Below are 19,770 nucleotides of genomic sequence, written 5' to 3'. Positions count from 1 at the left end.
AGACTCCTTTCGTGCGACGCGTCACCGGCGCGGCGGGTCACTCAGGCCGGTCCAGCGCCGGGCATGCGGCGCGGGCAGGTCGAACTGGTCCAGGACGCGGACGACGATGTGACCGACGAGGTCGTCGATGCCCTTCGGGTGGTTGTAGAAGGCGGGCATGGGCGGCACCATGACCACACCCATGCGGGCCAGCGCGAGCATGTTGTCCAGGTGCACCTCGCTGAGCGGGGTCTCCCTCGGCACGAGCACGAGCTTGCGACGCTCCTTGAGGACCACATCCGCCGCGCGGCCGACCAGCCCGTCGGCATATCCGGCCCTGATCCCGGCGAGCGTCTTCATGCTGCAGGGGATGACGACCATCCCGTCGGTGCGGAACGAGCCCGAGGAGATCGCGGCCGCCTGGTCTCCGGGTCCGTACACCACGTCCGCGAGCATGCCCACCTCCCGAGCCGTGTAGGGCGTCTCGAGCTCGATCGTGGTGCGGGCCCACCGGCTCATCACCAGGTGGGTCTCGACTCCGCCCACCTCCCGGAGCATCTCCAGGAGGCGCACGCCGAGCTGGGCGCCGGTGGCTCCGGTCATTCCGACGATCAGCCGCATGATCCCCTCACCGGTTCGCGCACAGATCGGGGCTGCTGGATCGGCTCAGTCCGGTCGAACGCGACCAGTTGCACACGTTGCTGGTCAAGCTGCTCAGCGATCAAGTGATGCCGCGCCCGTTGGACGAGCACAGCGAAACGTGCACGCCCGACCGCGGGTCAACGGCTGCGGTCATCGTGCGCCGGTGTCCCTTCACCGGTCCAGGCGTAGTAGTCGGTCTGCTGGAGCCCGATGAAGCTCATCAGACGAGCCGTGAACTCCTCGAACATCTGCTCAACGGTCTGTGGGACGTTGTAGTAGGTGGGGATCATCGGGTAGACGACCGCTCCCGCCTCGGTGACCTGGGTCATGTTGCGCAGATGGATGAGGCTGAACGGCGTCTCACGTACGCAGAGCACCAACTCTCGGCGCTCCTTGAGACACACGTCCGCGGCCCGTTCGATCAACGTGTTCGCCTGCCCCTGCGCGATCCGCCCGACCACGCCCAGGGCGCACGGCACGACCACCATCCCCCACGACGAGTAGCTGCCGGAGGTCATCGGGCCGGCAAGGTCGTCCGGGTCCCACGACGCCACCTTCTTGTTGAGGCCCCCGAGAAGCTTCTCGACCGGGTCGGCCGCCTCCGGTCCCCCGAACTCGTGGACGAGCAACTTGCGACCGGCCCCCGAGACCATGAGGTCCACGTGGGCCACCCGCTCGTCCGCCACAAGCGCCGACAGCACATACCGAGCCATCCGCGTCCCGCCGGCCCCCGTGACGGCCATCGTCAGCCTGCGCGACTCCCCCATGTGAGCGCTTCCGTTCTCTCGTGTGTGTGTGTGTTGTCCTGCCCTCTACCGTTACCTTTTAGAGCGCTTTAGTGCGCACGCTAAAGGCAGTCCTGCCCTTGCGGTGGGACGGTCCCGGTCTTGCCCGCGGGTGCGGTGCCGGGTTCACGTTTCTTAGCCACCTGCCCGCTGGGGCGGGTCTTGTGGTCGGCTCCACGTGCTGCCACCGGGCCACTCCCGGCGGTTGTCTTCGCCGCGAGGGCGGCGAGGTTGCGTGCGGCGTTTGCGTCTCGGTCGAGGATGAGTCCGCACGCCTGGCAGGTGTAGGTCCGCTCGGACAAGGCGAGTTTGGTTTTCACCGCGCCGCAGCCTGAGCAGGTCTTTGATGAGGGGTACCAGCGGTCGGCCACCAGCAGCCGGCCGCCGTTCCAAGCGGTCTTGTACGCCAACTGCCGGCGGAACTCGGCGAACCCGGCGTCGGCGATGTGGCGGGCCAGCCTGCGGTTGGCGAGCATGCCGGCGACGTTGAGGTCTTCCACCACGACCGTGCCATGCATCGCCGCAAGCCGGGTGGTGAGCTTGTGCAGGCCGTCGCGGCGCAGATTGCTCACACGGGCGTGTGCCCGGCCGAGCCGGGCGGCGGCCCGCTGCCACCGCTGCGACGGGCGCTGCCCGCTGCGCCGGTCCGGTCCGGTCTTACGCGACAGGGCGCGGCCCAGCCTACGAAGGCGGTTCTGTGTCTTGGACAGGTGGCGCGGGTTCGGTATGACCTCTCCGGTGGACAGTACGGCGAGGTGTGTGATGCCGACGTCGACGCCCACCACCGAGCCGGGCGGGGCAGGTGCGCGGTCACGGCGCTCGACCTGCACGGTGAAGGCGACGTGCCAGCGCCCACCATCTCGGCGCAGGGTCGCCGACATGATCCGCGCGGTGCCGGCCTCCAGACGGCGCGCGAGCTTGCGGGAGGACTCGTGCAGCTTCAACCGACCCAGCCGTGGCAGCACCACATGCTTACGGCCGGTCTCGACTCGGATGGTGCCGGTCGTAAACCGCACGCAGGGACGTGGCGCCCGGCGCGCTTGCCTGAGCGGGAGTCCGTCCAGTTCTTCAGTGCGCGGGCCAGGGCGTCCAAGCCGGTGTTGAACGCCTCTTTCGAACACTCCGCCCACCATGGCGCCACATCGTCCTTGGCGGCGTTCCACGCCTTACGCAACCCGGGCAGCGTCCACGAGATCGACTCGGTGAGCTGGTCGTCGGGGATGCCGTAGGTGGCCTCGGCGGCGCGCTGGTCCATGACCGCCTTGACCCGAGCCAACGACCAGTTGTAAGCGACTCGGGCCGCACCCGCATGCGCGAGAACCGCCCGTTCCTGAGCCGGAGTGAGGTCGAGGGCGAAACGATATGCCTGGATCGTCTTCACCCCGAGCCGTCCTCAGTGGCTGCCCCAGTGGCTGCATCGACGGCGGCCCGGGCACGGTCCGCCGCCGGCCGGGGGCCATACAGGCGGGCGCACAGCGACGTCAGGATCTCGGTGACGTCGCGCACGAGGCCTCCTCCACCAGGTCACCGTCGACCTCGGTTGGGTCCACTACCAGCAGGCGGCGGCCCTGCGCGGCTAGCGCGGCTTCGACGTAGTCGGCTCCGAATCGGGCGAACCGGTCGCGGTGCTCAACCCACGATGGTTGACACGGCAGGGTCGCGCAGCAGGGCGAGGAGCTTCTTACGGTGCCCGTCCAGCGCGGAGCCGACCTCGGTCACTATCCGGTCAACGGGCAGCCGCTGCCTGGTAGCCCACGTGGTGACCCGAGCGACCTGTCGATCTAGGTCCGACTTCTGCTCAGCTGAGGAGACCCGTGCGTACACCACGACCTGCCCCGCATCCGGTCGAGCAGGGGCCAGTGGCTCGCCAACCATGATGAGCCGGCCCAGCCGGTACGTGGGAACAGGCAACGTCCCAGCCGCGTACTGCCGTCGCGCGGTGATGTACGCGACACCCTGGGAAGCCGCCCACTCCTTCAAATTCACACCGAACATTCTAGAGCACGCCAAAGAGCGCTACAGATTCCCAACGGGCTGGCAGCCAGTAGCCCCATCCCTCCTGGATGAGAACGACGGCACCTGGCCCTGTTCGCGCCTGATGAGACAGGTGAGGATTCGGTCAGGATCTGAGAAGCGCCGGCGCACGAGCCGCGCCTAACGTAGCCGCCATGGACATCACGATTCACGCGAGCTTCCTGCCGCACATCGATCACAACGCCTCCCTGGCCTTCTACCGCGACGTCCTGGGCTTCGAGGTCCGTAACGACGTGGGTTACAACGGGATGCACTGGATCACCCTCGGCCCCGTTGACCAGCCCGACACCTCGATCGTCCTGTACCCGCCGGCCGCCTCCCCCGGCGTCACCGAGGACGAACGTCGTACCGTCACCGAGATGATGGCCAAGGGCACCTACTCCGGCATCAACCTGGCCACCAAGGACCTCGACGACACCTTCGCACGCCTGCAGGCCGCCGACGCCGAGGTCGTCCAGGAACCCACCGACCAGCCCTACGGCATCCGCGACTGCGCCTTCCGCGACCCCGCGGGCAACCTCATCCGCATCCAGGAACTCAGCTGAACCATCCGGTGATCGCAGGTCCCACTGCCAGTTGAGCTGAGACGAGATCGATCTCAGGCAGATCCTCACGAGGTGCCCTCGGTGCTCCACCACGCGGTCCCGTCCGGCTACCGGCCGGTGCTCGCCAATCCGGTGTTCCGGCGACTGCTCCTCGGCTTCGCGGTCTCCTACCTCGGGGACGGGATGAGCTTCGTCGCGGTGGCCTGGCTCGCCATCGAGCTCGCACCGCAGGCGAGCGCGGGGCTGTGGGTCGGCGGTGCCGTGGCCGCGTACACGATGCCGGGTGTGGTCGGCGTGCTGGTGTTCGGTCGCCGGCTGCGCAGGGTGTCGGCCAGACGGCTGCTGCTCGCCGACAACCTGGTGCGCACTCTGTTCATCGGCGCCGTACCCCTTGCCTGGCTTTCCGGGGCGCTCACCCTGCCGCTGTACGTCGTCCTGCTCGCCGTCTCCTCACTGCTGCACGCGTGGGGCAGCGCGGGCAAGTACACCCTGCTGGCCGAGTTGCTGCCCGAGGAGCAGCGGCTCGCCGCGAACACCCTCGTCAGCTCGCTCAACTTCGCCGCCACGATCGCCGGCCCCGCGATCGCCGGCGTGCTGGTGACGTACGTCAGTTCCGCGCTCGTGCTCGGCCTGGACGCTCTCACCTACGCGTTCCTCGCCCTGCTCGTCGCGCGCACCCGGCTACCGGAGGCGGGGCACGTCCCGCCCGTCGACCAGGCGGGTGCCCGCGGCGGACTCGGGTTGCTGCGTTCCCATCCCGAGCTGCTCGGGCTCCTGGCACTCACCTGGTCCTTCAACCTCCTCTACGGCCCGGTCGAGGTCGCCCTGCCGCTCCACGTGACCGACGATCTGCACGCACCGGGCACACTGCTCGGCCTCTACTGGATGTTGTTCGGCATCGGTGCGGTGATCGGCGGACTCGCCGCCGGCGCGCTGCGGCACCTGCCGCTCTGGCCTGTGACGGTCGCCATCGTGGTCGGCTGGGGGCTCTCACTGCTGCCGTTCGGGTTCGACGTTCCGACGGCCCTCACCCTCGCGTCCTTCACCCTCGGCGGCGCGATCTACGGACCGTTCGTGGCGCTCTCCGTGACGCTGATGCAGGTGAAGTCGCCACCTCAGCACCTGGCCGCGATGCTCGCGGCCCGCAGCGCGGCGTTGCTCACCGCGTCGCCGCTCGGTACGGCGCTCGGCGGACCGCTCACCACGGCGCTGGGCCCGCGAGCGACGCTCGGCGGCTCAGGACTTGCCACCGTGGCCCTCGGCGCCGTCGCGTGCGTCCTGCTGCTCGCCCGGCGCAGGGCCCAGTGACGGCATGACCTGACGCGTGAGCCCCCGCTCCGACCAGCGTTCACCTCGGCGCTTCGGGCAGGTGCGGAGAATCGTTCACCGGTTCGGGGAACGCGCGCCGGACCACGCCTTCCACAGGGCCGCGTAGACACCACCGCTGCGGGTCAGGTCCTCGTGGGTCCCGGCTTCGACGACGCGCCCCGCGTCGAGGACGACGATGCGGTCCGCCGCGGCGGCCTGGCTGAGTCGGTGGGCGACGACCAGCGCGGTGCGCCCCCGCAACGCCTCTGTCGCGGCCTGGTCGAGCAGCCGGGCACCCGCGCTGCCGGCGTCCGCGGTGGCCTCGTCGAGGACGGCCACCTCCGGGTTGGCCAGCAGGAGCCTCGCCAGGGCGAGTTGCTGTGCCTGGGTGGTGGTGAGCTGCTGGCCACTCTCGCCGACCAGGGTCGCCAGCCCGTCGGGTAGCCCGTCGACCCAGACGTCGGCGCCGACCCGAGCGAGCGCGTCGCGCAGGTCGACGTCAGTCGCGTCGGGCTGGGCGAGGCGCAGGTCGTCGGCCAGCGCGCCGGCGAAGACGTGCACCTCCTGGGTGATCAGCGCCACCTGCTGGCGGAGTCGGTCGGCGTCGAGGTCCTGGACGGGTACGCCGCCGAGGCTGATCGCACCCCCGGTGGGCCGGTGGATGCCGGCGACGAGTTTGGCGAGGGTCGTCTTGCCGGCTCCGCTCGCTCCGTCGGTCGAACCGACGACCAGACGCCACTGACTCCGGACCGTGTTCATGAGCACTGTCGGTGCTGTCGTCATCCCTCTTCCCCGTCGCGCGCGGCGCCGCCGGGCATGCTCATGTGACGGCCATGGGCAGGCTCGAACGGATGTCAGTGGGTCGTCAGTTTGGCGCAGATCGACGCGAGTTCGTCGAGCAGGCCGTACGCGACGCCGAAGCTGGCCGGGAAGAAGAGGTCGGTGGAGTAGACGTGTCCGGCGCGGGGAGTCGGTTGAACGCGGCCTGCTTACGCAGGAACGGCAGGCTCACCGGCGTGGTGAGGATCACGTCGCTGGTAGCGAGCACGTCGAGGCGTTCGAAGGAGTACTCTTGGTAGCCGCCCGTCTGGGTCCGCGCGGCGGGCAGTCGGACAAAGCCTAGGTGAGCACCCCGCCGTGGGAGGACGTGGAGCTGTAGAGGTCCCAGACGTTCTGGCTGGCGTCGACGATGTCCCAGCGGGTCTCGGCGAGCAGCCGTGCGTGGGTCCGCCTGATCTCGGCGGCGCGGTCGAGGTACTTCCGCCGCAGGGCGGCCAGCGCGTCGGCCTGGTTGACCGCACCCGCCGTCGCGGTGGCCTGGTCGCGCCAGTTGCCGGCCGCCTGTTCCCGAGTGAACACCGCGGTCGGGGCGATCGCGCGCAGTTTGTCGTAGGGAACCTGCCGCATCTTCGGGTCCGCCCAGTCGGCGGTGACGATCAGGTCCGGGGCAAGTGAGGCGACCCGCTCCAGCAGAAGCTGTCCGGCGCTGTCGGTGACCATGGGAACGCCGCCCAGCGCCCTGGTGTACTTCGCGAAGCTCGGCATGTAGGCCGGACGTCCCACCGGTGTGATGCCGAGGTCGAGCAGCGTGCACGCCTCGGGAAAGTTGGCGGCCACGATCCGCTTCGGCCTGGACGGGACGGACACCTGGCCGTGGATCGTCGACACCGACCGGGCCGTGGCGGACGGTGAGGCGGACTGCCGGCTTCGGACCGGACGAGCCACAGCCCGCCAGCCCGAACAGCGCGGTGGTTCCGATCGTCCCCCGGCGAGCAACCCACGCCGGCTGATCTCGTCGAGAATCCGGACGACCTCAGCGTCGCTGATCGCAGGTCGTTCGAGCAGGCCGAACGCCTCCCGAACCGCTCGTGCGAGTTCGCGGAAGTAGCCCGGAGGGGTGGGTCGAGTCAACGCTCCCCGACCGGATCCGTGATCGCGGTCAAGGTCGCCGCGATCCGGCGCATCCCGAGTTCGGGGCTGGTGAGGACCGGCACCGTGACCTCTACCTGGTCCGCCGCGCTGGCCATCGAGGCCTGGGCCAGGACCACGACCTCGCTTGCGGCCGCCTGTTCCCTGATCGCCGCGGCGATCAACGCGTCGTGGCGGGGTCGGTCGCCTGCGACCACCGCGTCGAAGGCGCCGGGAACGAGCACCTCGACCAGCTCGATCCGCCGTCCCAGCAACGCCGCCCGCGCGTGCAGCAGGGCGGCGGTGGGCTTGAGGGTCGTCTCGACCGTGGCGACGACGCTCACCCGACCACCCGAGCCGACCGCCTCGTCGGCCATCGCCTCGTCGATGCGGTAGACCGGGAGGTCCACTTCGCCGGCGAGCCGATCGGCGTACCCCGAGATCGACGAGCAGGTGAAGACGACCGCGGCCGCCCCAGCGGCCTTCGCCGCCGTACCCAGGCCCGTGAGCCGGGCGGCGATCTGGTCCTGGTCGGCTCCGCGGCCGAGGTCGGCGACGATGCGGTCGTCGAGCAGGTGCTGGATCTCGACGCCTGGCAGACAGGTCGCCGCGAGGTCGGCGAAGATGGGAATGACGACAGCGCCGGTGTGGAGAAGTGCGACTCTGGTCATGCTGGTTGTCCTCCGGTCGGGCAGCGGGCAGGTCACCAACGAGAGCTAGCGCAGGAGCTGCAGCCAGACCGACATCTCGCCCGGGCCGCGGTTGCCCCAGCGGGCGTACGGCACGAGCCGGATGTCCAGCGCCGTTGGATCGGCCTGGTTCAGTTCTCCGTACAGACGGTCAGCCGGCACCTGGTCGGGCAGCCGGGCTGCTGCTCCCCTGAGCAGGACATGCCCGGTGAAGATGTCCGTGCCGCGCTCCTCGGTCCAGGTGATCGACGCGGGGATGGCGAGCGACTCGACGCCGACGTCGGCGGGCAGATCGGCGCTCTCCACGCAGTAGACGACCGGACCACGGACCACGCACACCTGGTTGGTGGCTTCCTCGAGGAAGTGGTGCGCGACGGTCAGCCGCGCCCGCATTGGTATCTCGACCCGGATCGTGTTCTGCCGCCACTCCCAATCGATGACGGCGTAGCCCATCTCGATCCGCTCGACGGTGACACCGTCCACGGTGACGACCGTCTGGTCGGCCCACCCGGGGATGCGGACGCGGACGACACCTCGGGCGGGCACCTCGGCGCTCACCCGGATGACCGAGCGCCCCGCGACCGGGAACTCCGTCTCCTGCTCCACGACGACGGGCACGCCGCCCACCGTGGTCGACGTCCGTCCGCTGACGAACTGGTGCACCCACAGGTCGGTCTCGTTGCGCGAGTACGTGTAGTACGGAATCTCGGCGATGAACCGGGCGACGTTCGGCGGGCAGCAGAAGCACGCGGTCATGTACTCCTGGCGGACCCGCTCCTGCGACGGGGGCGGAACGGAGTCCAGCGGGTTCCCCGCCCGGCGAAGCGGAATCGGCAGGTCGCGCACCTGGCGCAGCGGATTCGTGTAGAAGTACGTCTTGCCGTCGGCTCCGATCATGGCCGGCAGCGCGTTGTACAGCACGCGTTCGATCTCGTCGGCATACCGTGACTCACCGGTCAGCGCCAGCATCCGCCAGGCCCACATGACCAGGCCGAGAGACGCGCACGACTCGTTGTAGGCCGTGGTGTTCGGCAGCTGGTACGCGCGCCCGTACGCCTGGTGCACCCGGGTGGGAGCGCGGTGGTCCTGGGCGGCATCGGGCGAAGCGCCGTCGTAGAGCGCGCCGCAGCCACCGGTTACGTAGAGCTTCCTGGTGACCAGGTCCTCCCAGATGCTGGTGAGGGCCGCGACCAGCTCCCCCTCGCCTGTCTCGAGGGCGTAGTCGGCCATCCCGGCGTACAGGTAGTTGGCGCGGACGGAGTGCCCGACAGCCTGGCGCTGGTCACGGACCGGCCGGACGTCCTGGTTGTCGTCGCTGCCCTCGTAACCCTTGCCACCGTGCAGGTCGAGCAGTCGCCCGGCGAGCTCGAGGAACGCCGGATCCCTGGTCGTACGGTAGAGCTCGACCACACCCATGTAGTGCGACGGGCAGATGTTGCAGTCGGACAACAGCTCCGGGTGCTCCTTGGCGACGTCCGTGAGGTAGCCGGCGACCCGAATCGCGAGCTGGAGATAGGCATCCTCGCCGGTGGCCCGGTGATGGACGCACGCGAGCGTCATCAGGTGGCCGAAGTTGTAGGTCTCGAAGTCCAGCCGCCGCTCCAGCGGACGAGCCTCGCTCCCCTGCCGCTGCGCGATGATGGTCCTGGTGTGGACGTAGCCGTCCGGCCGCTGGGCTCGGCTGATCGCGTCGGCCGCCTCGGCCAGGAAGCCGGAGAGCTCCTCGTCACCGGTCTCGGTGGCCATCACCGTGGCCGCCTCCAACCACTTGTAGAGATCGCCGTCCATGAACGGCGGACCGTCGTGCTTCCCAGGCACGTCGCCCGCGGCCACGAGGAAGTTCTGGTAGGCGTGCGCGACGGAAGGGTCGAACATGATGCGGCCCATGGTGGGGATGGTGACCCGCAACGCCCGGTCGCGCAGCACCGCGAGCGGGCTCGTGCCGGTGATCCGACACGAGCCTGGTGCCATCGACGTCATCTGGGCGTACGGGCTGGCGGAGGTGTCGGTGAGCATCCTGGCCTTTCACGACTGGAGTCGGGGATCAGGCGGTGCGGGGAGTGGCCGGAGACGTCGCTGGGCTCGTAGCGTCGTCCCTGCCGTACGTCGTCGAAGAGGTCGAGGTGACCCATCTGCCCGCCCTTGAGGACGAGTTCGACCCGGCGCACGTGTGGCGCGGCGCCCGACGCCTCGCACAGGGCGACGTTGCCCCACGGTTGTCCGACGACGGTGAGGCGCTCGACGCCCAGGCGTCGCAGGACCTTCCCGGACGTGTCGCCCCCGCAGACGACGAGTCGGGTCGCGGGGTTCCGCCGCAGACAGGTGTCGGCAAGGTCGGCGAGCCCCACCTCGACGGCCTGGCTGATCGAGGGTCCCGAGCGAGGGGTGGCGGCCGCGTCCACCACGAGGTCCGATCCGGCGGCGTGCAGCCTGGCAGCCCGCTGGGGCGTGGCCGGCGCGAACAGGTCCAGGGTGGGCCAGCCAGCGCGCGCCGCGGCCTCGACCTGACCGCGGGTACCCGCGGACCTGCTGCCGTTGAGCACGAGCGTCGGCCCGGCCGCCGGGGTGGGATCGCAGGCGGGCGGTGGAAGCCGGTGAGGGACGTCCATCGCGCGCCCGAGGCCGCCGCTCAGACCGCCGGAGCCGAGGACGAACCGGGGTTGGTGCGGGCCAGCCAGGATCGCGGCCGCGACGCGGTCGATCTGCTCGTTGGTGAAGGCGTCGCAGACGACCACCGTCTCCGCGCCGCTGTCGAGCGCCGCTTCGAGACGTTGCGCGTCCGCGATGGTCGGCCAGTGCAGCGCGCTGATCGCCGCCGTGGTCTGGCTGGCCAGGTGCCGTCGAAGGTCGGACTCGGTGGCGGGCGTGACCGGATGGCTCACCATCGTGGGTTGCCGGTCGAGCCGGTGGATCAGGTCACCGTCGCGGGCGAAGTGATGGCTGAAGAACGTGTAGCGACCGAAGTCGGGTTGGGCGAAGAGCACGGGTACCGGCGCGGCCGGGAACAGCTTCCGGGACAGCTCGATGGCCCGGCCGAGGCTGCCCACCGTGGCCGAGGAGTCGGCGGTCGAACATGCCTTGTACTGAACGACGATCGGCTCGAGGTCGAGCAGCCGCCGCAGCGCCGGAACGACCTCCGCGGCCATCGCCGCGGTCGGAAGCGACCGGGCAACCCCGGCGATGCCCACGACGTCGATGTCATCGGTCGGGATCTCGACGTCGTTGGAGGTGACGAGGACGCCACTCAGCCCGGCCCGGCGGAACTGCAGCAGCGCGTCCACCGATCCGGTGAAGTCGTCACCGTAGAACCCGATTCGAGGCATCAGTACCGTCCGAAGGTCGTCAACGCCGCCGCGAGTTCGGGAACCCGCGCGGCCCTGTCGTCGAGCGACTCGCCGGCCAGTGCCGCGTCCCACGCCTCGCGCATGGCAAGGACGCCGGCCGCCGCACCGCCCGGGTGGCCGTGCACGCCGCCGCCCGCGAGCACCAACAGGTCCGCCGTACCGACCGCCGCGTACGTGGCGTGCGCCAAGCCGGGTGACTGCCCCGAGGACAACACCGGCAGGGCCGGATAGCCGCCCAGGAACGGCGCGCGGACGGCAGCGATGGAGGCCAGCACCTGGTCGTCGGATTCGTAGAACTTGTTGCGGATGCCGTTGGTGTGGATGTGGTCGGCCCCCGCGAGTCGAGCCAGCTTCTGGAACACCACGAAGTCGATGCCGAGCTGCGGGGACCGGGAGTACGCACCGAACATCGCCCGGTGGCCGTGGATCGGAAGCCGGCAGCGTTCGCGCAGATACTGCACTCCGGCCAGGCCGATCGTGTTCACGCACACCATGACGCAGGTCCCACCGGCGGCGAGCACGAGATCGTGGTTGTCGGCCAGGCGCGCGATGTCGTCGGTGATGTTGAACGCGTACATCGGCATGCGACCGGTGCGGTCGGCGACGCGCTTGAGGACGTCCATGACCTTCGGCACCCGCTCGCTCAACGGCAGGCCGGGCGGATTGCCCTGCAGCTCGTCGTCCTTGATGAAGTCGATGCCGGCATCGCCGATCTCGGCGACCAGTTCGGCGAGCTCCGCCGCGGACAGGCCGATGCTCGGCTTCACGATCGTCCCGATCAGCGGTCCCGTGGGTCGGTCGACCAGCTGACGGGTGCCGGTCACGCCGAAGCCCGGGCCCGGGTACACCTCCGCGAAGGCGGCCGGCAGGTCCAGGTCGACCAGTCGCAGAGCCCCGACCTCACGCAGCTCGAACAGGTTGCCGGCCACGGCGGCCAGGAGGTTGGGCAGCGACGGGCCGAAGTTGCGCAGCGGGAAGTCGATGCTCACCCGAGCCCGGCGCGCCGAGCGCCAGTCGCCGCTCGCACCCGGGAGGGGCGGCCGGCCGCTGAGTGGCAGCTCCTCGATGGCGGCGACGGTGGCCGCGTGCCGGGCCCTGAGTTCGCTGGTCTCCCGCGCGACCCGGACGAAGGTTCCGGAGGACTGCTCGCCGGCCATCACCTCGGCGACCGCCTCGAGTGGCAGTGCGGTCTCGATCTCGTAGGTCGCGCGTACGACGCCAGACACGACGCCCTCCCAGGGCATGCTGTCGGTGACCGCCGGGGCCAGGGGTGGATATGTGGCCCTGCATGAAGGTGCATGCTAGTTCGGTCCCGGCCCGTGGCGTCCGCTCGTCGTGCGGTCGGCAGCGGCCAGGCGAGGCCGTGGGCCACGAGGGGTGCCCGGGGCCTGGACTTCATACCCTGCTGGCGTACTGCTCCGGGCTGGTCGGACCGGGAAGTGGATAGACCCAGCCGTAGAGCAGGCTCTTCGGCACGTTGTGGAACTCGTTCTTCACGATGCCGTAGGCACCGGTGGGAAGCACCGTACCGATGACGTAGAACTGCTCCTGGGAGATCGCGAGCAGTTGCGTGTAGAGGTCGTCGCGCTCCTGGGCCGACACCGTGTGGGTGAGCCTGGTGTACAGGTCCATCTGCTGTCGCACCCGTGCGGGCGGCTCCTCGCCGTCCTTTCCTCCCGACTCGTACCACGCACCCCACGCCGGCGCGAACGCAGCGTCGCCTCGGGAAGGGAAGTACCAGTTCGGGTAGAGGATCCCGTCCTGCATGCCGTAGAAGGCGGTGTCGACCATCGCGTCGTACTCGTTCGCCTGCTGGCGGGTGACCTTCAGGTCGCCGCTGACATTGGAGATCTGCAGGTCGACGCCGACCTCACGCCAGTAGCCCTTGATGAGCTCGATGGCCGACACGGACTCCACGGAGTCCGGTGTCACCAGGATGTTGAACAAGACCTTGTCGCCGTTTCCGTGCAGGCGGAAGCCGTCCGCGTCGCGCTCGGTCAGACCCGCCAGATCCAGGTGCTCCTGAGCCTTGGCCACGTCGAACTCGGTGTACTGCGTGGCGAACTCGGCCACGAAGAAGCCGGACTCCTTGCGCGGGGCGACCTGCCAGGGTTCGCCCTGTCGTTGGAACACCGCGTTGATGATCTCCCGACGGTTGATGGCATGGGACAGGCCGATCCTGAAGTCCTTGTTCTGGAAGAGCCGGCGAAGCGTCGGATCGCGATGGTTGAGGTTCAGCTGGACGACGACGGAGTTGCTCCTGCTGTCGGTGACCTCGACGAAGTGGTAGTCGCCGCGCTCGCGGTTTCGGGCGAGCACCGGCTTGTTCGCGAGCGTGACGAAGTTGTACGGGCTGGCGTCGAAGTCGATCTCACCGTTGGTCGCCTTGAGCAGCATGGTGTCCGCGTTGCTCACCACGTCGAACGTCACGCGGTCGAGGTAGGGCAGTTGGCGCCCCTCGTGGTCGACCTTCCAGTAGTAGGGATTGCGTTCGAGTTCCAGCCGTCCCTTGCTGGTCAGCGGTGTGCTGACCAGCCAGGGGAAGAGCGTCGGAATGTCGGCGTTGCTCCAGTACTCGACCGCGATGGTGCCCCCACCGCCCTTGGAGAGGAAGAAGTCACGCCAGTCGTCGAAGCCTTCCTTCTTGGCCAGCGCCTCCACACCGTCGGTGTACTTCGGGTGGAACTGCGCGAAGTAGTGGCGCGGCAGGATGATGCGCGACGTCGCGAAGCCCGGTGACGCCAGCCGGTCCATGAACAGACCGTTGGGTTCGGCGAAGGTGAAGCTGACCGTGTGGTCGTCGATCTGGTCGAAGGCCGCGAACGACTCCCCACTGACGAACTCCTTGGTCGAGACCGGGGTCAGGTCGGGGTCGGTGATGATTCCCTCGTAGGCGAACGCGACGTCGTCGGCGGTGAACGGGTGCCCGTCGGACCACCGGATGCCCTTGCGCAGGTGGAAGGTGTAGACGGTGCCGGTCGCGTCGACGTCCCAGGACTCGGCGACGTTGGGGATCACCTTGCGCCACTGGACGTCCCACCGTACGAGGGTGTCGTAGGCAAGCTGGCGGTACAGGTCGGTGCCGTTCTGCCCGAGCAGCAGGCAGCGCCAGGTTCCGCCGTAGGAGGCGACGCCGTCGACGGGTTCGAGCACCAGCGGATTCGCGGGCAGCCGCTTCTGCAACGGTGGAAGGTCTCCCGCCTTGATCCGTGCCGACAGCATCGGCGCCTCACGCAGCTTGGCATCGACGGGCCCGCCGCCTCCCTCCTCACCTCGGGGGTTGGTGGAGAGCAGGTCGCACGAGGTGGCGGCGACCAGACCGGTGGCGGTCACGCCGCCGAGAACGAAGTCCCGCCGGGAGAACGACCTCCTGGCGGTCCGGCGCGGGAGTTGATCGTTGCCGCTCATCGTTGCCTCGATTCACCAAGAGGCCCGGTATGCCGTCGGGACTGGAACCAGCGGCAGGCCGGGGCGGTGGTTGGTGCTCGCGGAAGATGGTGCCGAGCGAGTAGCGATGTTCGAACGAACAGAGCGGCTTCGACACTAGGAGCGGCAACGTACAGTGTCAAGACTCACACCATTCGGTCACCGTTCACTTGTTGGCGCATCCATCGGGCCGTGGCTGGCGAGTCGAAGATGTCGACGTACGGCGATGTTCGAGCGCACACAGCCTCGACCACCCGAGCCTCTCCAACCAGGGTTGGAGAGGCTCGGGTGGTCGAGGCTTGGCGGACGGAGGGTTACCGAAGTCCCTGGACCTTCGTGATGCCCTCGCGTAGCGCGTCCTGGTAGACCCACAGGTCGCCGCCGTAGGCGAGGATCGAGAAACCGCGCTCGACCAGCATGGCCGCCTCCGCGGGGCTGCCGGCCATGAATCCGGCGTACTTGCCGTGGCTCCGCGCCGCCGCCACCACCCGGTCAAGGGCGGCGAGGTAGTCCGGGTGGTCGAACTTCCCCGGAATGCCCATGCTGTTGGTCAGGTCGTAGTGGCCCACCCACAAGACGTCCACGCCGTCGACGGCGGCGATCTCCTCGACGGCGGCGAGCCCGCGGACCGTCTCGATCTGGGCCAGGATCGCCTTCTCCTCGTTCGCCCAGCGCATGAAGGTGTCGTTGTCCTCCCGCGCGTAGTCGTCGTGTGCGAGCCCGAAGGCGGCGCCGCGCACACCGTGTGGCGGGTAGGTCGCCCAGGACACGATGGTCGCGGCCTGCTCCGCCGACTCCACCATGGGCACCATGATCCCTCGCGCACCGACGTCGAGGGCGCGAGAGATCGCCGACCGCTCCGTCCCGGGAATCCTGACGTAGGGCTCGGCACCCCTCGTCGTGGCGACCAGCCGGCCGAGGGTTTCCCATCCCCAGCCGGTGTGCTCGGCGTCGTAGATGACGAACTCGGCCCCGGCTCCCGCGGCAAGGCGGCCGATGCCGTTCGTGGCGAACTCGAACACGAAGGTCCCTACGACGAGGTTCCCCTCGCGCAGGGCCTGCTTGACCGGACTCGGTGCGAAACGTCGTTCGTTGTTCTCACTCATCGATCGACCTCGACTTCAACGGGGACAGCTTCGGATGGTTCAGGGCTTCCGGGTTGACCACGTGGGCCGGAACTCGGCCGGCGGCCACGTCGAGCACTGCCCGGATCGCGCTGGTGCCGTTGCCGAGCGCGAGCTCGTCGGTCCAGGCAGCGGCATGGGGAGCGAGCAGAACGTTGTCCAGGCCGAGCAACCCATCGTCCTCGGCCGGCGGCTCGGACTCGAACACGTCGAGTGCCGCTCCGGCGATCCGCCGCTCGGCGAGCGCGGCGGTGAGCGCCTTCTGGTCGACGATCGGACCTCGCGCGATGTTGACGAGGTAAGCGGTGGGCTTCATCCTCGCCAGCCGCTCGGCGTCGACGAGATGGTGGGTCTCCGCCGTCAACGCGCAGGTGACCACGATGACGTCCGCCTCTGAGAACAGCCGGTCCACGTCACACAGGCCGACCCCCGCGGCTGCCGCGGCGGCGGGATCGGCGTAGGGGTCCGCGGCGAGCTGGCGCATGCCGAGCGGCGCGCTGATCGAGGAGATCTCCCGGCCGATGTTGCCCCAGCCGAGCAGTCCGAGCACCCGCCCCCGTGGACTTGTCCCCTGATAGTCGAGCTTGTCGTGCCAGCGTCCGGTGCGCACCAGGAGGTCCTTGTCGCGAACCCGGTGCATCAGGGCGAGCATCATGGTCAGCGCGGCGACGGCGACCGGGCGACGTACGCCGTCCGGGGTGATGGTGAGCAGCACGCCGGCGTCCGTGCACGACGGGACGTCGACGTTGTCGTAGCCGACGCCGAAGCGTGCGACGAGCCGGAGTCGGTCGGCCTCTTGCAGGGTCGCCGCGCTGACCGTGGGCGCCAGGACGATGAGGGCGTCGTACGCGGCCGCGACGCGCGCCGGTACTTCCGGCTCGTCCGCGTCGATGAAGTCCCAGCTCAGTCCCCGAGCCGAGGTCAGCGCCTCCAGTCCGATCTCTCCCCAACCGATCCGTCCCTCAGCGGTGAGGAAGTCACGGGTCAACCCGACGCGGAATGTCTCAGCCATCGACTGCCTCCATGGGGTCACGCGAGAATGATCTGTACGCCGTGATGTCGACAAGCCTTGCGGATCTGCGCCGGCGGCTCGGCGTCGGTGACGAGAACGTCGACTTCGGCCAGCGACGCCAGGACGACTGTCTCGGTGTGGTCGCACTTCGAGCGGTCCATGACGACGACGACCCGGTCGGCGATGTTCATCATCGCGCGGCGTACCTCGGTCTCCTCGATGTCGAAGTACGTGAGCCCGCGGTCGGAGACGAGTCCGCCGCAGCCAAGGATCAGGGTGCTCAGGTGCAGGCGCTGCAGCGCCGCGGTGGCGAAGGACCCGACGGTGGAAAGCTCCGAGCCGAGGAAGCCGCCCAGGAGCATCACCCTGCTCGGTGTGTCGCGGAACTCGACCGCCACGTTGACCGAGTTCGTCACCACGACCAGCGAGTGGTCCCGTAGGGCGCGTGCCACCGCGTGGGCCGTGGTCCCGATGTCGATGCCGACGGTCTCGCCGCTGGTGATGAGCGCCGCCGCCCGCTGCGCGATGCGCCGCTTCTCGGCGGCGTGCTGCACGGTGCGGGTCTCGAACGGCGACCGCTCGGAGCGGACCGCGCCGCCGTGGACGCGGCGGATGACCCCGTCGTCGGCCAACTTGGCCAGGTCGCGGCGGATCGTCATCTCCGAGACACCGAACTGGTCCTTGAGCTCCGCGACGTCGAGCCGCTCGGACTCCGTGAGCAGCTTCAGGATCGCGTCTCGGCGTTGTCTCCCACCCGGCTCGCCTCCCGCGGTCATCGCCCGCTCACTGTCCCGTCACGTCTCCTCGCAGCTGTCCCGATGCCGTTGGATGGTCGATCCCCAGCGAGCCGGGCCAGCTTCTGCGACGCAACGAAGTCGATGCCCAGTTGTGGGTCACGAGTGTAGATCCTGACCCGCCTCCTCATCCGGCGTGCGACCGCGATGCCGAGCTACCGGGCAGGGTCGATCTGGACCTTGCCGGCATCGGTGTTCGCCTCCCACATCTCGAAGGCGCGCTGCGTCCGCTCCAGTGGCAGCGGCTCGGCCAGGAGCGGACGGACGTCGAGCACCCGGCGGTTCACGACGTCCACCGCGGCCCGAAAGTCGGCGGGCGTGTAGATCGTCGAACCGCGGATCACCGCCTCACCGAGGACGGCGGGGTTGAGGTTCACCATGACCGGGCCTTCGAACATCGGCAGCACCACGATCGTTCCCCGTGGACGGCACAGGGCGAGTGCCTCGTCCATGCAGGAGGGATGCCCCGAGGCGAGCACCACGACGTCGAAGCCCTCTCCCCCGGCCAGGCCCCGTGCCTCCCGGACCACGTCGGCTCGGGAGGGATTCACCACGGACGCACCGGTCAACTCCTGGACCCGCCGCAGCCTGGCGTCCACGAGGTCGCTCACCACCAGGGTCCCGACCCCGCGCAGCCTCGCGACGCAGGCCACGAGGGTCCCGATCGCCCCCGCTCCGAGTACCGCGAGCGAGTCACCGAACACGACCCCGCCGACCTGGTTGGTGTGCCACGCGACTGCCACGGGCTCCACCATCGCTCCCTCGCCGTAGCTGATGTCGTCGGCGAGCGGAAACAGCACGCGTTCCGGTGCTACGACGTACTCCGTGAGCAGCCCCTGCCAGCCCACGCCGGGAACGCGTTTGTGCGGACACAGGTGGGACAGGCCGACCTCACAGAGCCGGCAGTCCCAGCACGACAGCACCGGCATGATCGCGACCCGATCACCGACGCGCAACCGCCCTCCGGGAGCTACCTGGGCGACAAGTCCGGCTCCCTCGTGCCCCAGGACGACCGGTGGACGCCGGAAGGGATGGTGACCCTGAAAGGCGTGCCGGTCAGAGCCGCAGATGCCGACCGCCCGCATTCGCACGAGCACCTCGTCCGATGCCGGACAAGGTTCCTCGGTCTCGACGATCCGTATCCGTCCGACGCTGTCCAGGACTGCCGCTCGCACGTCGCTGCCCTCCGTGACCCGGCTCCGACCTACCCTGCGGCAGGTGGGCCTGTCTCGTACGTGTCGCCGCGACCACTGATGTTCGAACGAACACGAGTGTGCTGCGGTCGTCCCCGCCGGTCAAGGTCGAGTGCCGTACCTTCGGGCCCGAACGCCTTCACCGCTGGGCGCGCGCTCCCCTCTCGCTACGCCGGTTCGCCGGTCAGGCCGAGCCACATCCGCGTCCGGTTGATCAGCTCGTGCCGCGCGGAGGCGAGCTCGTACCAGTCGAAGCGTTGGCGAAGGATCCTCGCCACCTCGGGCTCGTCGAGGTCGCTGGTGTCCCACAGCCGCACCTGCGGGACGGTCGGATGGATCCGCACCCGGAACATGTAACGCGGTCGGTCACCGTCGTTGCGGCGCCCGCAGTGCCAGATGCCGTGGTGCAGCAGCGTCACCGTGCCTGCCGGGCACACCATCGGAACCTGCCCCCGGAGGTTCTGGTAGCGGCCGATGTCGGCGCCCTGGATCTGACGGAGGTGACTGCCGGGGACCACCAGCGTGCCGCCCATCTCCAGCGTCACCTCCCTCGGGTAGTACATGACGGTGAGGTCGAAGCCGCTCGAGACGTCCCGGGACACGCGGAGCTCGGCGATCTGGTCGGCGTGCAGGGGCTGGGCGCTGCCGTGGTCGGCGGGACGTACGTGGGTGTCGTGGTTGTGGGCGAAGGCGTCCGGTCCGACCAGGCTGCGGATCGCCCCCGCCACGACCGGGGTCTGGAGCATCCGCTGGAACGGCGACCCGTCCGGGTACACCGACTCGAGCGGGCGGCCCGCCCGGGGCAGTGCGCGACCACTGTCGAGCTCTGCCGCCATGGCGTCGCCGATCGCCGGATCGACGACCGCGTCGAACCGCACGAACCCCGCCGCGACGAACTGCGCCATCTGTTTCGAGGTCAGAAGGGGCAACCGGTCAGCCATCACTCGACTCCCATCGCTCGAGGAAGGAACACCTGCCTGAGAGGGA

The 19,770-nt window shown here is 69.3% G+C and carries 17 protein-coding genes and 2 pseudogenes; 2 read left to right on the top strand and 17 right to left on the bottom strand.

Annotated features, from left to right (window positions below; all coding sequences use genetic code 11):
* Positions 1–21 precede the first annotated feature (21 nt).
* The 5 genes and pseudogenes from HEB94_RS25180 to HEB94_RS25165 form a co-directional block, all read right to left on the bottom strand.
* Positions 22–600 carry a non-oxidative hydroxyarylic acid decarboxylases subunit B gene (locus tag HEB94_RS25180; protein ID WP_192752185.1) on the bottom strand — a complete coding sequence of 193 codons (579 nt, stop codon included), beginning with the start codon at positions 598–600 and terminating at the stop codon, positions 22–24.
* A gap of 158 nt (positions 601–758) precedes the next feature.
* Positions 759–1,388, bottom strand: coding sequence for a UbiX family flavin prenyltransferase (locus tag HEB94_RS25175; RefSeq protein ID WP_192752184.1), 630 nt, complete (start codon positions 1,386–1,388; stop codon positions 759–761).
* Positions 1,389–1,468: 80 nt separating this feature from the next.
* Entirely contained in the window at positions 1,469–2,539 is a 1,071-nt protein-coding gene (tnpB, locus tag HEB94_RS25170) for an IS607 family element RNA-guided endonuclease TnpB (protein WP_238361618.1), read from the bottom strand.
* Positions 2,540–2,679: 140 nt separating this feature from the next.
* Positions 2,680–2,787 (bottom strand): annotated as a pseudogene (locus HEB94_RS52700) (helix-turn-helix domain-containing protein); the annotation flags it as partial.
* Positions 2,784–3,392 (bottom strand): annotated as a pseudogene (locus tag HEB94_RS25165) (IS607 family transposase). The pseudogenes HEB94_RS25165 and HEB94_RS52700, both read right to left, overlap by 4 nt.
* Positions 3,393–3,574: 182 nt before the next feature.
* Here HEB94_RS25165 and HEB94_RS25160 point away from each other — a divergent pair.
* Together HEB94_RS25160 and HEB94_RS25155 are read left to right on the top strand one after the other, a co-directional pair.
* Positions 3,575–3,985 (top strand): VOC family protein, encoded by a 411-nt coding sequence (locus tag HEB94_RS25160; protein ID WP_192752183.1) that lies wholly within the window; start codon positions 3,575–3,577, stop codon positions 3,983–3,985.
* A gap of 81 nt (positions 3,986–4,066) precedes the next feature.
* Positions 4,067–5,293 carry an MFS transporter gene (locus HEB94_RS25155; RefSeq protein WP_337917994.1) on the top strand — a complete coding sequence of 409 codons (1,227 nt, stop codon included), beginning with the start codon at positions 4,067–4,069 and terminating at the stop codon, positions 5,291–5,293.
* Positions 5,294–5,368: 75 nt separating this feature from the next.
* Here the strand turns inward: HEB94_RS25155 and HEB94_RS25150 are convergent, their stop codons facing one another.
* The 12 genes from HEB94_RS25150 to HEB94_RS25095 form a co-directional block, all read right to left on the bottom strand.
* Entirely contained in the window at positions 5,369–6,076 is a 708-nt protein-coding gene (locus HEB94_RS25150; protein WP_192752181.1) for an ATP-binding cassette domain-containing protein, read from the bottom strand.
* Between the two features lie 336 nt (positions 6,077–6,412).
* On the bottom strand, positions 6,413–7,204 hold the full coding sequence (locus tag HEB94_RS25145; protein WP_192752180.1) for an ABC transporter substrate-binding protein: 792 nt from the start codon (positions 7,202–7,204) through the stop codon (positions 6,413–6,415).
* Positions 7,201–7,872 (bottom strand): aspartate/glutamate racemase family protein, encoded by a 672-nt coding sequence (locus HEB94_RS25140; RefSeq protein WP_192752179.1) that lies wholly within the window; start codon positions 7,870–7,872, stop codon positions 7,201–7,203. Before HEB94_RS25140 ends, HEB94_RS25145 begins: the two co-directional genes overlap by 4 nt.
* A gap of 45 nt (positions 7,873–7,917) precedes the next feature.
* Positions 7,918–9,906 carry a glycoside hydrolase family 127 protein gene (locus HEB94_RS25135; protein WP_192752178.1) on the bottom strand — a complete coding sequence of 663 codons (1,989 nt, stop codon included), beginning with the start codon at positions 9,904–9,906 and terminating at the stop codon, positions 7,918–7,920.
* Positions 9,867–11,213: a four-carbon acid sugar kinase family protein gene (locus HEB94_RS25130; RefSeq protein WP_192752177.1), complete on the bottom strand. Its 1,347-nt coding sequence runs from the start codon at positions 11,211–11,213 to the stop codon at positions 9,867–9,869. Before HEB94_RS25130 ends, HEB94_RS25135 begins: the two co-directional genes overlap by 40 nt.
* Positions 11,213–12,460 carry a RuBisCO large subunit C-terminal-like domain-containing protein gene (locus HEB94_RS25125; RefSeq protein WP_202896533.1) on the bottom strand — a complete coding sequence of 416 codons (1,248 nt, stop codon included), beginning with the start codon at positions 12,458–12,460 and terminating at the stop codon, positions 11,213–11,215. The genes HEB94_RS25130 and HEB94_RS25125 overlap by 1 nt, the downstream gene beginning before the upstream one ends.
* 169 nt (positions 12,461–12,629) lie before the next feature.
* Positions 12,630–14,642 (bottom strand): ABC transporter substrate-binding protein, encoded by a 2,013-nt coding sequence (locus tag HEB94_RS25120; protein WP_192752175.1) that lies wholly within the window; start codon positions 14,640–14,642, stop codon positions 12,630–12,632.
* 332 nt (positions 14,643–14,974) lie between these two features.
* Positions 14,975–15,766 (bottom strand): HpcH/HpaI aldolase family protein, encoded by a 792-nt coding sequence (locus tag HEB94_RS25115; RefSeq protein ID WP_192752174.1) that lies wholly within the window; start codon positions 15,764–15,766, stop codon positions 14,975–14,977.
* Positions 15,759–16,796: an NAD(P)-dependent oxidoreductase gene (locus HEB94_RS25110; protein ID WP_192752173.1), complete on the bottom strand. Its 1,038-nt coding sequence runs from the start codon at positions 16,794–16,796 to the stop codon at positions 15,759–15,761. Before HEB94_RS25110 ends, HEB94_RS25115 begins: the two co-directional genes overlap by 8 nt.
* Positions 16,797–16,813: 17 nt before the next feature.
* Positions 16,814–17,572, bottom strand: coding sequence for a DeoR/GlpR family DNA-binding transcription regulator (locus HEB94_RS25105; RefSeq protein WP_192752172.1), 759 nt, complete (start codon positions 17,570–17,572; stop codon positions 16,814–16,816).
* Between the two features lie 173 nt (positions 17,573–17,745).
* Positions 17,746–18,765 (bottom strand): alcohol dehydrogenase catalytic domain-containing protein, encoded by a 1,020-nt coding sequence (locus HEB94_RS25100; protein ID WP_192752171.1) that lies wholly within the window; start codon positions 18,763–18,765, stop codon positions 17,746–17,748.
* A 185-nt stretch (positions 18,766–18,950) separates the two neighbouring features.
* Positions 18,951–19,724: a phytanoyl-CoA dioxygenase family protein gene (locus HEB94_RS25095; protein WP_192752170.1), complete on the bottom strand. Its 774-nt coding sequence runs from the start codon at positions 19,722–19,724 to the stop codon at positions 18,951–18,953.
* Positions 19,725–19,770 lie beyond the last annotated feature (46 nt).

Origin of the sequence: Actinopolymorpha pittospori (assembly GCF_014873875.1) — a bacterium.
In the GTDB taxonomy this organism is placed as follows: Bacteria; Actinomycetota; Actinomycetes; order Propionibacteriales; family Actinopolymorphaceae; genus Actinopolymorpha; species Actinopolymorpha pittospori.
This window is presented reverse-complemented; position numbering and strand designations above follow the sequence as displayed.